At 47.2% G+C, this 12,613-nt stretch carries 24 protein-coding genes; all 24 read right to left on the bottom strand.

Annotation, left to right across the window (positions count from 1 at the left end; genetic code table 11):
• Positions 1-158: 158 nt before the first annotated feature.
• The 24 genes from rpsI to rpsQ all read right to left on the bottom strand — a co-directional run bounded on the left by rpsI (position 159) and on the right by rpsQ (position 12,570).
• Positions 159-551 (bottom strand): 30S ribosomal protein S9, encoded by a 393-nt coding sequence (gene rpsI / locus AC0LWN_RS27525; protein WP_458967388.1) that lies wholly within the window; start codon positions 549-551, stop codon positions 159-161.
• A gap of 20 nt (positions 552-571) precedes the next feature.
• Positions 572-1,009, bottom strand: a complete 438-nt coding sequence (gene rplM / locus AC0LWN_RS27530; protein WP_019908257.1) for a 50S ribosomal protein L13 — start codon at positions 1,007-1,009, stop codon at positions 572-574.
• Between the two features lie 231 nt (positions 1,010-1,240).
• Complete coding sequence (truA, locus tag AC0LWN_RS27535; protein WP_474671080.1) at positions 1,241-2,020, bottom strand: tRNA pseudouridine(38-40) synthase TruA; 780 nt, start codon at positions 2,018-2,020, stop codon at positions 1,241-1,243.
• Positions 2,021-2,243: 223 nt separating this feature from the next.
• Positions 2,244-2,609 (bottom strand): 50S ribosomal protein L17, encoded by a 366-nt coding sequence (rplQ, locus tag AC0LWN_RS27540; RefSeq protein WP_019908254.1) that lies wholly within the window; start codon positions 2,607-2,609, stop codon positions 2,244-2,246.
• Positions 2,610-2,643: 34 nt separating this feature from the next.
• Complete coding sequence (locus AC0LWN_RS27545) at positions 2,644-3,588, bottom strand: DNA-directed RNA polymerase subunit alpha (RefSeq protein WP_019908253.1); 945 nt, start codon at positions 3,586-3,588, stop codon at positions 2,644-2,646.
• A gap of 131 nt (positions 3,589-3,719) precedes the next feature.
• Complete coding sequence (rpsK, locus tag AC0LWN_RS27550) at positions 3,720-4,115, bottom strand: 30S ribosomal protein S11 (protein WP_020427052.1); 396 nt, start codon at positions 4,113-4,115, stop codon at positions 3,720-3,722.
• 19 nt (positions 4,116-4,134) lie between these two features.
• The gene (gene rpsM / locus AC0LWN_RS27555) at positions 4,135-4,503 is read right to left on the bottom strand and encodes a 30S ribosomal protein S13 (RefSeq protein ID WP_019908250.1); all 369 of its coding nucleotides are present in this window, start codon (positions 4,501-4,503) and stop codon (positions 4,135-4,137) included.
• 19 nt (positions 4,504-4,522) lie between these two features.
• Positions 4,523-4,636, bottom strand: coding sequence for a 50S ribosomal protein L36 (rpmJ, locus tag AC0LWN_RS27560; RefSeq protein WP_003322638.1), 114 nt, complete (start codon positions 4,634-4,636; stop codon positions 4,523-4,525).
• Positions 4,637-4,689: 53 nt separating this feature from the next.
• Positions 4,690-4,905 carry a translation initiation factor IF-1 gene (gene infA / locus AC0LWN_RS27565; protein WP_018753971.1) on the bottom strand — a complete coding sequence of 72 codons (216 nt, stop codon included), beginning with the start codon at positions 4,903-4,905 and terminating at the stop codon, positions 4,690-4,692.
• A gap of 2 nt (positions 4,906-4,907) precedes the next feature.
• Entirely contained in the window at positions 4,908-5,216 is a 309-nt protein-coding gene (locus AC0LWN_RS27570; RefSeq protein ID WP_458967390.1) for a hypothetical protein, read from the bottom strand.
• An 11-nt stretch (positions 5,217-5,227) separates the two neighbouring features.
• On the bottom strand, positions 5,228-5,980 hold the full coding sequence (gene map, locus AC0LWN_RS27575; RefSeq protein WP_458967391.1) for a type I methionyl aminopeptidase: 753 nt from the start codon (positions 5,978-5,980) through the stop codon (positions 5,228-5,230).
• A gap of 4 nt (positions 5,981-5,984) precedes the next feature.
• Positions 5,985-6,629, bottom strand: a complete 645-nt coding sequence (locus AC0LWN_RS27580) for an adenylate kinase (RefSeq protein WP_458967392.1) — start codon at positions 6,627-6,629, stop codon at positions 5,985-5,987.
• Between the two features lie 98 nt (positions 6,630-6,727).
• Entirely contained in the window at positions 6,728-8,026 is a 1,299-nt protein-coding gene (secY, locus tag AC0LWN_RS27585; RefSeq protein WP_458967393.1) for a preprotein translocase subunit SecY, read from the bottom strand.
• On the bottom strand, positions 8,026-8,466 hold the full coding sequence (rplO, locus tag AC0LWN_RS27590) for a 50S ribosomal protein L15 (RefSeq protein ID WP_019908244.1): 441 nt from the start codon (positions 8,464-8,466) through the stop codon (positions 8,026-8,028). Before rplO ends, secY begins: the two co-directional genes overlap by 1 nt.
• 40 nt (positions 8,467-8,506) lie before the next feature.
• Positions 8,507-8,692 (bottom strand): 50S ribosomal protein L30, encoded by a 186-nt coding sequence (gene rpmD, locus AC0LWN_RS27595; protein ID WP_019908243.1) that lies wholly within the window; start codon positions 8,690-8,692, stop codon positions 8,507-8,509.
• Between the two features lie 14 nt (positions 8,693-8,706).
• Positions 8,707-9,204: a 30S ribosomal protein S5 gene (rpsE, locus tag AC0LWN_RS27600; protein ID WP_019908242.1), complete on the bottom strand. Its 498-nt coding sequence runs from the start codon at positions 9,202-9,204 to the stop codon at positions 8,707-8,709.
• Positions 9,205-9,230: 26 nt separating this feature from the next.
• Entirely contained in the window at positions 9,231-9,599 is a 369-nt protein-coding gene (rplR, locus tag AC0LWN_RS27605; protein WP_458967394.1) for a 50S ribosomal protein L18, read from the bottom strand.
• An 84-nt stretch (positions 9,600-9,683) separates the two neighbouring features.
• Entirely contained in the window at positions 9,684-10,226 is a 543-nt protein-coding gene (gene rplF, locus AC0LWN_RS27610; protein ID WP_458967395.1) for a 50S ribosomal protein L6, read from the bottom strand.
• A gap of 30 nt (positions 10,227-10,256) precedes the next feature.
• Positions 10,257-10,655, bottom strand: coding sequence for a 30S ribosomal protein S8 (gene rpsH, locus AC0LWN_RS27615; protein WP_019908239.1), 399 nt, complete (start codon positions 10,653-10,655; stop codon positions 10,257-10,259).
• Positions 10,656-10,687: 32 nt separating this feature from the next.
• On the bottom strand, positions 10,688-10,873 hold the full coding sequence (locus tag AC0LWN_RS27620) for a type Z 30S ribosomal protein S14 (RefSeq protein WP_036589425.1): 186 nt from the start codon (positions 10,871-10,873) through the stop codon (positions 10,688-10,690).
• A gap of 48 nt (positions 10,874-10,921) precedes the next feature.
• Positions 10,922-11,464, bottom strand: a complete 543-nt coding sequence (gene rplE / locus AC0LWN_RS27625; protein ID WP_019908238.1) for a 50S ribosomal protein L5 — start codon at positions 11,462-11,464, stop codon at positions 10,922-10,924.
• A 30-nt stretch (positions 11,465-11,494) separates the two neighbouring features.
• On the bottom strand, positions 11,495-11,848 hold the full coding sequence (gene rplX / locus AC0LWN_RS27630) for a 50S ribosomal protein L24 (protein WP_019908235.1): 354 nt from the start codon (positions 11,846-11,848) through the stop codon (positions 11,495-11,497).
• 47 nt (positions 11,849-11,895) lie between these two features.
• Positions 11,896-12,264 carry a 50S ribosomal protein L14 gene (gene rplN / locus AC0LWN_RS27635; protein WP_019908234.1) on the bottom strand — a complete coding sequence of 123 codons (369 nt, stop codon included), beginning with the start codon at positions 12,262-12,264 and terminating at the stop codon, positions 11,896-11,898.
• Positions 12,265-12,303: 39 nt separating this feature from the next.
• Positions 12,304-12,570, bottom strand: coding sequence for a 30S ribosomal protein S17 (rpsQ, locus tag AC0LWN_RS27640; RefSeq protein WP_020427063.1), 267 nt, complete (start codon positions 12,568-12,570; stop codon positions 12,304-12,306).
• Positions 12,571-12,613: the final 43 nt, after the last annotated feature.

Genomic DNA, 12,613 nt, shown 5'->3' on the forward strand with positions numbered 1-12,613 from the left:
TCACTCGATCACGCTGCGTCTTGTCTACTGCTATGGCTTGTATGGAATCCGATCCAGCGATCACCGGCTCAAATATGGTCACGGACAATTCTTAGGGCAAAATTAAAGCCCCTGACCATGAAGGCCAGAGGCTTGATTTCCTTGCACTGCAAGGGATATTAACGTTTCGAGAACTGTGGAGCGCGACGAGCGGCTTTGAGGCCGTATTTCTTACGCTCTTTCATACGTGGGTCACGAGTCAGGAATCCGGCTTTCTTCAGCGGTCCACGGTACTCAGGATCAACTTTCAGAAGTGCACGGGAGATCCCGTGACGGATTGCTCCGGCTTGACCAGAAATCCCGCCACCGTGTGCGATAACGAGCACATCATAGTTGCCAAGAGTTTCAGTCAATGTCAAAGGTTGTTTAACGATCAGCTTAAGTGTTTCCAGACCGAAATATTCGTCCATCTCGCGTTTGTTAATGACAATGCGTCCTTCACCCGGTACAAGGCGAACACGTGCTACCGAATGTTTACGACGACCTGTCCCATAGTATTGTACTTGTGCCATGAAACTGTCCTCCTCTATTCTTATCCGCGAAGTTCGTAAACTTCAGGTTTTTGTGCTGCATGTGGATGCTCGGCGCCTGCATATACTTTGAGTCTCAGCTTCATTTGATTTCCTTGGCGAGTCTTAGGAATCATGCCGTGTACGGCGGATTCAATGACACGTTCAGGTTTAGTTTTCAGCAGATCCTCAGCAACAGTAACTTTCAAGCCGCCTGGGTGCATCGAGTGACGGTAGTATTTCTTGTTTTGCAATTTCTTACCTGTCAAATGAATCTTCTCTGCGTTGATAACAATTACGAAATCTCCAGTATCAACGTGTGGAGTGAATTGCGGTTTGTGTTTGCCACGGATCAAAGCAGCGGCTTCGCTCGCCAAACGACCAAGTGTTTTGCCTTCGGCATCAATAATATGCCAATTGCGTTCAACTTCGTTCGGCTTCGCCATATAGGTGGTACGCATGAAAGTTTCCTCCTTGTTCTCGTACGAAAATCATATGTTTCGTATATCTAATTTCTCATTGAATTACGATTATGTGAGTTAAAAAAAGCTTATTTGTTGGCATTTTCTTGATCGGGGCTGTGGGATAGCCATCAAGAAAACACAACTTTTATATTACAGCATAATCGCGGCTAGCGCAAGTGATTTCTAATATTCAGTGCATATTTTTTTGATAATAAAGATGCACAGCGATTAGCTTTCCGCCTTGTCATACTCTACGCTCCACAGCGCTAACCCTTTTGCCACCGCAGTGGGTCCCGCTGCCGCACGGTCGCATGCTGCCAGTATACCTGCAACTGCTTCCGCGGGAATCTTGCCTTCGCCCACATGAATCAGCGTGCCCATGATTATGCGGACCATGTGCTGCAGAAAGCCGCTGCCTGTAATATAGGTATGAATAACTCCCTGGTCTGCAGACCCGCTGCGGCACATACTGCGGTCAATCTCCATATGTGCCTCAAAAATCGTCCGGACATGAGAAGCCTTCGTGGACTTCCTGGATGCAAACGATGTGAAGTCATAAGTCCCCACAATATGTGTCAGCCCCTGCTCCATAGCTGCAATGTCGAGCTTCACCGGATGATGATGCTGCCAGCGCCGCTGGAACGGGTCCGGAAACCGATTACCGTTGATTGTATACCTGTAGGTCTTACGCTTCGCTCCTCTGCGGGAATGGAAGGAAAGAGGAACCTCAGTTGCCTCAGTAACCACGATATCCTGCGGCAGCCGGGCATTCAGGGCCAGACACCAGCGTTCCGTTGGAATTTGCGAGGAAGTCACGAAGTTAAAAGGTTGACCATAAGCATGAACACCTGCATCTGTACGGCCCGAGGCTGTAATCTTGATCCCCTCACCGGTAAGATGCAGAATGGCTCGCTCCAAATGGTCCTGAATCGTATTGCCCTGAGGTTGGGTCTGAAAGCCATCATAATCGGTGCCGTCATAATTGACTTTCATCAATAGATTGCGCATTACGTTCTTCCTTTCACTCGAATTCCAACCTGCACAGTCCAGAGGTCCTCAAAAAAAAAAGAGCCCCGGCGGGAGCTCCTTCTACTCTATACAAGGTGATTCCCGCGGTAATTGTACGGCAGGGCTTAAATGCCCCTGCAGCACAATAACGTTCATACATCTCTGCACATACTGCTTACAGCATATGCGTAAAGGGTACATCCGGAAATCATGGCTTGTGATACTACGCGCGGTCTACCAGTTCAAGATAAACCATAGGCGCAGCGTCGCCACGGCGAGGTCCCAGCTTCAGGATACGAGTGTATCCGCCTGGACGCTCTGTGTAACGAGGAGCAATATCAGAGAACAATTTTTGGATAGCGTCTTGTTCACCGTCTACAGTCTCACGGCGGACAAATGCTGCTACTTGACGACGAGCATGAAGATCGCCTTTTTTTGCTTTAGTAATCAGCTTTTCAGCGATGGAACGAACTTCCTTCGCTTTAGCTTCCGTTGTCTGGATACGCTCATAAAGAAACAGATCCGTTACCATGTCGCGAAACAACGCTTTGCGCGCACTGGAATCACGGCCCAATTTTTGGTATGCCATTTGTTTTCCCTCCTTTACTCAAGCAATCTGTCAGCTATTCTTCTGTGCGGAGTCCTAAACCAAGTTCCTCGAGCTTTTCTTGTACTTCTTCCAAAGATTTGCGGCCCAGGTTACGAACCTTCATCATATCTTCTTCAGTTTTTGTAGTCAGCTCTTGTACGGTATTAATACCGGCACGTTTGAGGCAATTGTAAGAACGTACAGAAAGATCAAGCTCTTCGATTGTCATCTCAAGCACTTTTTCTTTTTTGTCTTCTTCTTTTTCCACCATAATTTCGGCGTCTTTCGCTTCATCCGTAAGTCCTACAAACAAAACGAGGTGCTCGTTCAAAATTTTGGCTCCGAGGCTAACAGCCTCTTCCGGTCTGATACTGCCATCCGTCCAAATTTCCATCGTCAGCTTGTCGTAGTTGGTCACTTGACCTACACGAGTGTTGTCGATGCCGTAATTCACACGGGAGATAGGCGTATAGATGGAATCCACCGGAATAACGCCGATGGGCTGATCCTCGCGTTTGTTGCGGTCCGCTTGGACATAACCGCGGCCACGGCCTGCAAAAATACGCATGTGAAGTCTCGCGCCAGGTCCCAGCGTTGCAATATGAAGATCCGGGTTCAGGATCTCAACATCGCTATCCGCACGGATATCACCTGCGGTAACGATGCCTTCACCTTCAGCATCAATCTCGAACACTTTCTCTTCGTCTGAATGAATCTTCAGGGAAAGAGCTTTGAGGTTCAGAATGATCTCCGTCACATCTTCCATTACGCCAGGAACGGTCGAGAACTCATGCAGAACGCCGTCAATTTGGACCGAAGTCACTGCGGCTCCCGGAAGGGAGGAAAGCAGTATCCGGCGAAGCGAGTTCCCCAGAGTCGTGCCATATCCACGTTCCAGCGGTTCAACTACGAATTTCCCATAGGTTCCTTCATCATTGGCTTCTACGGTCTCAATCTTCGGCTTTTCGATTTCTATCACGAGTGTACCCCTCCTTCAAACGTCGCTCCTAAATGAAACTGTCACCCCATCAGGTGTATCATGTAGTATGCCTAAACACCTATTATTAGCAGATGCGTCAGAATTATACCACAATCACAATTCTGATTTCACTATACGCGGCGACGTTTCGGCGGACGGCATCCATTGTGAGGAACCGGAGTTACGTCTTTAATGAGGTTTACTTCAAGGCCTGCGGCCTGAAGGGAACGGATGGCTGCTTCGCGGCCCGCGCCCGGTCCTTTAACCATAACTTCAACGGACTTCATGCCGTGTTCCATAGCTGCTTTAGCTGCAGTTTCGGCTGCCATCTGCGCTGCAAATGGAGTCGATTTACGGGAACCTTTAAATCCTTGACCGCCGGAGCTTGCCCAGGAAATTGCATTTCCGTGAGGATCCGTGATCGTAACGATAGTGTTGTTGAACGTGGAACGGATATGTGCCACGCCACTCTCGATATTTTTACGGTCGCGACGTTTGGTACGTACGACTTTTTTCGGTTTAGCCATTGTCTCTTTTCACCCCTTCTTATTTCTTTTTGTTTGCTACCGTACGACGCGGGCCTTTCCGGGTACGGGCATTCGTTTTAGTACGTTGACCGCGAACAGGCAATCCACGACGGTGACGAACACCGCGGTAGCAGCCGATCTCAGTTAGACGTTTAATATTCAAGGAAATTTCACGACGCAGGTCACCTTCAACCTTAACTGACTTGTCGATCATTTCACGCAGTTTGCTGACTTCATCTTCCGTCAAATCACGGACACGTGTGTTAACGTTAATGCCTGTTTCATTAAGAATTTTCTGGGAAGTCGTTTTACCGATTCCGAAAATATAAGTCAAGGCGATCTCAACGCGTTTATCACGTGGCAAATCCACTCCAGCTATACGAGCCATTTTACGCTACACCCCCTTCTTAACCTTGTTTTTGTTTGTGTTTCGGATTTTCGCAAATTACCATAACAGTCCCTTTGCGGCGGATGACTTTGCATTTCTCGCAAATGGGCTTTACAGAAGGTCTTACCTTCATGTTAATTACCTCCTCAAAGTTTTGCGAAGCAAAACTTTTGTTGTAGTTCCCATCTATTTACGGTAAGTTATACGACCTTTAGATAAATCATAAGGCGATAACTGCACGACCACTTTGTCTCCGGTTAGGATACGGATAAAGTGCATCCGCAATTTCCCGGACACATGGGCAAGTATTTGATGACCGTTCTCAAGCTCAACCTTAAATGTTGCATTCGGCAACGGCTCAATGACCGTACCTTCCACTTCAATGACATCTTCTTTAGCCACAGTTAGTCTCCTTTCTCATTCGCACTTTTTCCGGCTGCCGCACCGTACTTCATGACTGCAAACCGCAGCTTTCCGTTCGTTACCCGGCCGGTTTCTTCCAAACTGTCCACAATCTCACTACTGATGAATGGTATGAGCTCCAGATGTCCGATATTCTTCTTCTTAGGCCCATCAAACTTACGTTTGTCTCCATCAGCAATATATACAAATCTGCTATCAACAACTGCGATAACAACGGCAGCCTCTCCGGCATCTTTGCCTTTGAGAATTCTCACTAATTGACCAATCTGCGGGCTGCTCCCAGTATTCACGTGAAGATCACCTACGCATTCAGTTTTGTGAAAATTTCCATGCCCTCCGGCGTTACAGCTACTGTATGCTCAAAATGAGCGCACAGTGAACCGTCTACCGTGACGACCGTCCAGTTATCTTCCAGCGTTCTGACATATCTGTCCCCTGCGTTCACCATCGGCTCAATCGCGAGTACCATACCCGGTTTCAGACGTGGTCCGCGGTCCGCTATGCCATAATTCGGAATTTGCGGTTCTTCATGCAGTTCTGCCCCAATGCCATGACCAACATACTCGCGCACGACGGAGAATCCGGCATCCTCGATATACTGTTGAATTGCATGGGAGATTGTAAACAAGCGCACATCCGGCTTGACTAACGCCAGTCCTGCGTACAAGGAGCCTTCCGTGACGTCCAGCAAACGCTGAGCCTCTTCGGAAATGCTGCCCACCCCGTAGGTCCAGGCGGAATCACCGTGATAACCGCGGTACTCTGCACCGATGTCCAGCGTAACAATATCGCCTTCAACCAGTTTTCGCTTACCCGGAAATCCATGCACCAATTGTTCGTTGACTGAAGCGCAAATGCTGGCAGGAAAACCGTTGTAACCTTTGAAAGACGGCACAGCACCTTGACTGCGAATGTATTGATCGGCAATTCTGTCGAGCTCCCCCGTCGTAATGCCAGGCTGGATAGCCTCAGCAATCAGACGGTGACTCTCGGCAACTATTCGACCAGCTTCCCTCATAAAGGCAAGTTCCTGTTCGGATTTACAAATGATCATTACATTAACCTCGCAGCATAGATACGATTTCGGAAGAAACGACATTGATTTCGTTTTCCCCGTTCACCTGACGCAAAAGACCTTTATTGTCATAAAACGCAAGCAACGGCGCTGTCTTGTTGTCATACTCATCCAGACGCTTGCCTACACTTTCTTCGTTGTCATCCGGACGTTGATACAATTCACCGCCATCAATATCGCAAATGCCTTCTTGCTTCGGCGGGTTGAAAATCAAATGGTAGGATGCACCGCAAACTTTGCAGATCCGGCGTCCGGTAAGACGCGCCATCAGCAGTCCACGGTCCACATTCAAGTTGATTACATGATCCAAGGAACGATTCAGACGGCTAAGAATATCTTCCAGCGCTTCCGCTTGCGAAAGGGTTCTTGGAAAACCATCCAATAAGAAACCTTTTTCGCAATCGGACTGCTGCAGCCGTTCTTCAACGATTCCAATGGTCACATCATCAGGTACAAGCAAGCCTTGGTCGATATAAGATTTGGCCTTAAGTCCAACCGGCGTACCTTGCTTGATTGCCAAGCGGAAGGCATCACCAGTCGAAATATGAGGAATATCCAGTTCTTTCACAACTACCGCTGCTTGTGTCCCCTTGCCTGCCCCAGGAGGGCCCATGAATAAAATGTTCACGATTTCTCTTCTCCCCCCAAAAGTTCGCCACCAAGCAAGAAACAGCACAATAGGTGCCGGGAAGTCTGTGAGTCTTATGCTTCGCCGGAACCTATCGCCTATTTATTGATGAAGCCTTTGTAATGGCGTTTGATCAATTGGCTCTCGATCTGCTTCATCGTATCCAGTGCTACACCGATGACGATCAGCAGTGAGGTACCACCAATCTTCACGGAACGGGGCAGACCGGATAAGTTACCAAAGAATACCGGCAGGACAGAAATCAGAGCCAGGAAGATCGCACCTGACATAGTCAGACGGGACATTACCCGAGTCAAGTATTTCTCTGTCGCTTTACCTGGGCGAATGCCTGGAATGTAGCCGCCGTTCTTCTTCATATTGTCAGCCATTTGCTGCGGATTCATCTGGACGAACGTATAGAAGAACGTAAATCCGATGATCATGATCACGTAGAGGACCATACCGAGCGGCTTATCATAGTAAAGATTGGCAGTGACCCATTTAGCCCATTCATGACTTGCCCAGAAGCTGGAGATTACAATTGGAAATTGAAGCAGTGATACGGCGAAGATAACCGGAATTACACCTGCCGCATTGATTTTAAGCGGAATGTGCGTATTCTGTCCACCGTACATTTTGTTACCGACCACTCGCTTAGCGTATTGTACAGGAATTTTACGAATACCTTGTTGTACGAAGATAACCCCTGTAATAATCGCTACAATCACGATCAGTACAATAACGACTTTAAGAATATTCAGGAACACCTGATCCGGCTGAATAAAGCTTGATTGCGCCGTAGTCGTGATATATCCCGGGATGGCGGCGACGATTCCCGCAAAAATCAGGATCGAAATCCCGTTTCCTATTCCCTTTTCTGTGATCTGCTCACCAAGCCACATCAAGAACGATGTACCTGCAGTCAGTATGATCGCAATCAGCAGGTAATCCGCAAAGGTTGCATTTGGAATCATCTCAGTGCCATAAATCCGGTTAAACCCGATTGAAGTGGCAAACGCTTGAATCAGACCGAGCACGACCGTGCCGTACCGGGTGATTTGCGCCAGTTGCTTTTTCCCGTGCTCCCCTTGTTTGGCCCATTCGGCAAACTTGGGGATAACATCCATCGAGAGCAATTGCACAATGATGGATGCTGTAATGTACGGGTAAATACTAATCGCAAATATTGAGAAGTTTTTGAGCGCTCCGCCCGAGAAGGTGTTCAAAAGACCCATCAAAGCGTCTCCGCTTTGATTTGTTGATTCCAGTACTGCTTTGTTCACACCGGGAACCGGTACAAACGAACCGATGCGGTAAATGATCAGAACGAACAGGGTAAACAGGATCTTTTTGCGCAAATCTTCAACATGCCATATATTCTTAAGCGTCTTGAACATTAGATCACCTCGGTTTTACCGCCGGCAGCCTCGATTTTCTCTACCGCAGATTGAGAGAACTTATTTGCTTGTACAGTCAACTTAACAGCCAGTTCACCATTACCGAGAATCTTGATGCCGCTTTTGGAATTCTTGACAACACCAGTTTCGAGCAACAACTGTGGAGTCACTTCAGTTCCTTCAGCAAAGCTGTTCAGATCTTCCAGGTTCACAATCGCATACTCTTTACGGGTAGGATTGATGAAACCACGTTTAGGCAGACGACGATAGAGTGGGTTCTGTCCACCCTCGAAGCCTGGACGAACACCGCCGCCGGAACGGGAGTTTTGCCCTTTATGACCGCGGCCGGAAGTTTTACCGTTCCCGCTACTAGGACCACGACCAACGCGGTTGCGTTCTTTACGTGATCCAGGAGCTGGAGCAAGTTCATGTAACTTCATCGTTTGCACCTCCTTATATTTGTTAATTTATGCGAGGCGATTAGCCTTCAATTTCAGTAACAGACAACAGATGGCTCACTTTGTTGATCATCCCGCGAATTGCAGGAGTGTCATTGTGAACCACGGACGAGTTGGTTTTACGCAGGCCGAGCGTCTTAACAGTAACACGTTGTGTTTCTGGACGTCCAATCACGCTACGTACGAGGGTGATTTGCAATTTTGCCATTGACGTTCCCCTCCTTAACCGCGTAATTCTTCGACAGATTTGCCACGAAGCTTCGCGACCTCTTCAATGCGTTTCAGACGGGAAAGACCCTCCAAAGTTGCATTGACCATGTTCATGGAATTCGAAGAACCCAAAGATTTTGTCAAGATGTCGCCAACGCCTGCCAATTCCAATACCGCACGAACAGGACCGCCAGCAATAACGCCAGTACCTTCCGATGCTGGTTTCAGCAGCACGCGTCCTGCGCCGAAATGTCCAGTAACGAGATGGGGAATCGAAGTTCCTACGATTGGAATGTGAATCAGGTTTTTCTTGGCGTCTTCAATGCCTTTACGGATGGCATCCGGAACTTCACCGGCTTTACCGATACCTGCACCGACATAGCCGTTGCCGTCGCCCACAACAACAAGTGCACTAAAGCTGAAACGGCGTCCGCCTTTTACAACTTTTGCAACACGGTTAATGTGTACAACTCTTTCTGTCAGCTCTAAACTGTTCGGATCTATACGCAAGTCGTTAACCTCCTTTTAGAAATATTCTAGAATTCAAGACCAGCTTCGCGAGCTGCAGTAGCCAGAGCTTGAATCCGTCCATGGTACAAGTATCCACCGCGGTCAAATACAACCACAGTATGTCCTTTTGCTTTAGCGCGCTCAGCGATCAATTGACCCACTTTGCTAGCAGCTTCAACGCTGCCGCCATTTCCGATTGTAGCGCTCAGATCTTTGTCCAGTGTGGAGGCAGCTACGATAGTAACGCCTGTCACGTCATCGATCAATTGAGCATAGATGTGTTTCGAAGAACGGAACACATTCAAACGTGGACGCTCAGTAGTACCCTGAATTTTCTTACGAACACGCAGGTGTCTTTTGAGACGAGCCTTGTTTTTATCTTCTTTTGTAATCATGACTTCCCTTTCACTCCCTTCAGTTTGCCGTAAACAGCTTCACTTTAAGATGCACGGGGTATCTTACGAAGAAAAGCAAGCCGATTATTTCTTCTTACCGGCTTTACCTTCCTTACGGATGATACGCTCGCCTTCATATTTGATACCTTTACCTTTGTATGGCTCAGGTTCACGTACGGAACGAATTTTGGCAGCATATGCGCCAACGCGTTCTTTGTCGATACCTTTAACGATGATTTTCGTGTTCGCAGGAACCTCGAACTCGATGCCCGCTTCCGGTGTAATTTCAACCGGGTGGGAGTAACCAACGTTCAAAACGAGTTTATCTCCGGATTTGTTTGCACGATATCCGACCCCAACCAGTTCCAGAGATTTCGAGAAACCTTCAGTCACACCGCTAACCATGTTGTTGACAACGGAGCGGGTTGTGCCGTGAAGTGAACGATGTAATTTGTTATCCGATGGGCGAACAACAGTGATTTCGTTGTTTTCAACTGTAACCTTCATGTCTTTATGAAGCTCACGAGTTAAAGTGCCTTTAGGACCCTTTACTGTAATAACGGCGTTGTCCAAAGTGACATTCACACCGCTAGGTACTGCGATTGGTTTGCGACCAATACGAGACATGTGTTGCACCTCCTTATCTTGTGACGTTTATTACCAAATGTAGCAGACAACTTCTCCGCCCGATTTTGATTGACGAGCTTCTTTATCGGTCATAACTCCCTTAGATGTGGAGATAATCGCGATTCCAAGGCCGCCGAGTACACGAGGCACTTCATTGCTCTTCGTGTAAACGCGAAGACCTGGTTTACTGATTCTTTTCAGACCAGAGATAACGCGCTCTTGGTTAGGGCCGTATTTCAAGAAGATACGGATAATCCCTTGTTTGCTGTCTTCAACGAATTCCGCGTCACGGATGAAACCTTCACGCTTCAAGATGTCCGCGATTTGTTTTTTCATAGTAGAAGCAGGCATTTCTACTGTCTCGTGACGCACAGTGTTGGCGTTACGAATACGAGTAAGCATATCTGCAATAGGATCAGACATAGTCATGTGTGTAAACCTCCTTCCCGTTTATAAACTTCTTACCAACTTGCTTTTTTCACGCCAGGAATCTGGCCTTTATAAGCTAACTCACGGAAACAAATTCTGCAAATTTTGAACTTTTGCAGTACCGAATGTGGACGACCGCAACGCTCGCAACGTGTGTATGCACGCACTTTGAACTTAGGTTCGCGTTGTTGTTTAACTTTCATTGAAGTTTTTGCCACTTAGCCTGACACCTCCTAAACATTTTCGGAGAAATGGATGAACCGTCCTTATTTCGTGAAAGGCATTCCCAGTTGAGCGAGCAGCTCACGGGATTCCTCGTCCGTTCTAGCAGTCGTTACAATAACGATGTCCATACCGCGTGCTTTGTCAACTTTATCATATTCGATTTCGGGGAAGATCAACTGATCCTTAAGACCAAGTGTGTAGTTACCGCGACCGTCAAATGATTTAGTTGAAACCCCACGGAAGTCACGTACGCGTGGAAGTGTTACATTAAGCAACTTATCCAGGAAGTAATACATGCGATCTCCGCGCAGTGTTACTTTAACCCCGATTGGCATGTTTTCGCGCAGCTTGAAGCCGGCGATGGATTTCTTTGCTTTGGTGATTACCGGCTTTTGACCAGCGATCAGTTGCATATCGTTAACTGCGGAATCAAGTACTTTGGAGTTTTGAACAGCGTCACCTACACCCATGTTGATAACGATCTTCTCGATCTTAGGTACTTGCATAACAGTTGTATAGTTGAACTTCTGCATCAAAGCAGGTGTGATTTCATTCAGAAAACGTTCTTTCATTCTTGCTGCCATGAAGATTTACCTCCTTTCTTTAGGACTGTATTAGTCGATAATCTCTCCGGATCTCTTCGCTACCCGAACCTTCTTACCGTTATCGAGCACTTTGTAACCAATACGAGTAACTTTACCACTCTTCGGATCAATGTGCATTACGTTAGACACATGAATCGAAGCTTCTTGCTCGATGATTCCACCTTGTGGATTGAGCTGGTTCGGCTTTTGGTGTTTTTTCACCATGTTCACGCCTTCTACCAGAACGCGGTTTTCGCGAGGATAAGCAGCGATGACACGGCCTTTTTTACCTTTGTCTTTCCCGCTGATCACAAGCACCACATCATCTTTTTTCACATGCAGTTTATTGTTATGGGATTCCAGAACTTTTTTCACTCTAGGCATTTATTACACCTCCTATGACACTTTTTGGGGCATGATCAAATCTTTATTTAGATTACTTCCGGTGCCAAGGAAACGATCTTCATGTAGTCTTTATCGCGAAGCTCGCGAGCAACTGGTCCGAAGATACGTGTTCCGCGTGGGCTTCTGTCGTCTTTAACAACAACAGCTGCGTTTTCGTCGAATGCGATGTAAGATCCATCTTTACGGCGAACGGAACGTTTCGTACGTACAACTACCGCTTTAACAACATCACCTTTTTTGACAACGCCGCCTGGTGTTGCTTGTTTAACGGAACAAACGATCAGATCACCGATTGCTGCTGTACGGCGTCCAGTACCACCCAGTACGCGGATACACATCAGTTCCTTCGCACCAGAGTTGTCAGCCACATGCAAACGTGTAAATGGTTGAATCATTATTAATTTCCTCCTTCCGATCAAGCTTCATAGGTCGTCTTAGATGATAACCGCTGCTTCTACCACTTCAACAAGTCTCCAGCGTTTGTCCTTGGACAATGGACGAGTTTCCATGACTTTGACAATATCACCGATCTTAGCAACATTTTCTTCATCATGTGCTTTGAATTTCTTCGTAGACTTGATGCGTTTGTGATACAGGTTGTGCTTTTTATAGGTTTCAACAGCAATTACGATGGTTTTATCCATTTTGTCGCTGACTACTTTACCGATCAGCACCTTACGTGCATTACGTTCTTCGCTCATAGTTAGCCTCCTTCCTGATTACGGATGATACATCCGCCGTCAC

The organism is Paenibacillus sp. sgz302115 (assembly GCF_056120445.1).

Bases quoted from the DNA above. Each gene is read 5' to 3' on its own strand.
- rpsI (WP_458967388.1), bottom strand. From the start codon at position 551: ATGGCACAAGTACAATACTATGGGACAGGTCGTCGTAAACATTCGGTA.
- rplM (WP_019908257.1), bottom strand. From the start codon at position 1,009: ATGCGTACCACCTATATGGCGAAGCCGAACGAAGTTGAACGCAATTGG.
- truA (WP_474671080.1), bottom strand. From the start codon at position 2,020: ATGCGCAATCTATTGATGAAAGTCAATTATGACGGCACCGATTATGAT.
- rplQ (WP_019908254.1), bottom strand. From the start codon at position 2,609: ATGGCATACCAAAAATTGGGCCGTGATTCCAGTGCGCGCAAAGCGTTG.
- rpsK (WP_020427052.1), bottom strand. From the start codon at position 4,115: ATGGCTAAACCGAAAAAAGTCGTACGTACCAAACGTCGCGACCGTAAA.
- rpsM (WP_019908250.1), bottom strand. From the start codon at position 4,503: ATGGCTCGTATAGCTGGAGTGGATTTGCCACGTGATAAACGCGTTGAG.
- rpmJ (WP_003322638.1), bottom strand. From the start codon at position 4,636: ATGAAGGTAAGACCTTCTGTAAAGCCCATTTGCGAGAAATGCAAAGTC.
- map (WP_458967391.1), bottom strand. From the start codon at position 5,980: ATGATCATTTGTAAATCCGAACAGGAACTTGCCTTTATGAGGGAAGCT.
- secY (WP_458967393.1), bottom strand. From the start codon at position 8,026: ATGTTCAAGACGCTTAAGAATATATGGCATGTTGAAGATTTGCGCAAA.
- rplO (WP_019908244.1), bottom strand. From the start codon at position 8,466: ATGAAGTTACATGAACTTGCTCCAGCTCCTGGATCACGTAAAGAACGC.
- rpmD (WP_019908243.1), bottom strand. From the start codon at position 8,692: ATGGCAAAATTGCAAATCACCCTCGTACGTAGCGTGATTGGACGTCCA.
- rplR (WP_458967394.1), bottom strand. From the start codon at position 9,599: ATGATTACAAAAGAAGATAAAAACAAGGCTCGTCTCAAAAGACACCTG.
- rplF (WP_458967395.1), bottom strand. From the start codon at position 10,226: ATGTCTCGTATTGGTCGCAAACCAATCGCAGTACCTAGCGGTGTGAAT.
- rpsH (WP_019908239.1), bottom strand. From the start codon at position 10,655: ATGACTATGTCTGATCCTATTGCAGATATGCTTACTCGTATTCGTAAC.
- rplE (WP_019908238.1), bottom strand. From the start codon at position 11,464: ATGGCAGCAAGAATGAAAGAACGTTTTCTGAATGAAATCACACCTGCT.
- rplX (WP_019908235.1), bottom strand. From the start codon at position 11,848: ATGCCTAGAGTGAAAAAAGTTCTGGAATCCCATAACAATAAACTGCAT.
- rplN (WP_019908234.1), bottom strand. From the start codon at position 12,264: ATGATTCAACCATTTACACGTTTGCATGTGGCTGACAACTCTGGTGCG.
- rpsQ (WP_020427063.1), bottom strand. From the start codon at position 12,570: ATGAGCGAAGAACGTAATGCACGTAAGGTGCTGATCGGTAAAGTAGTC.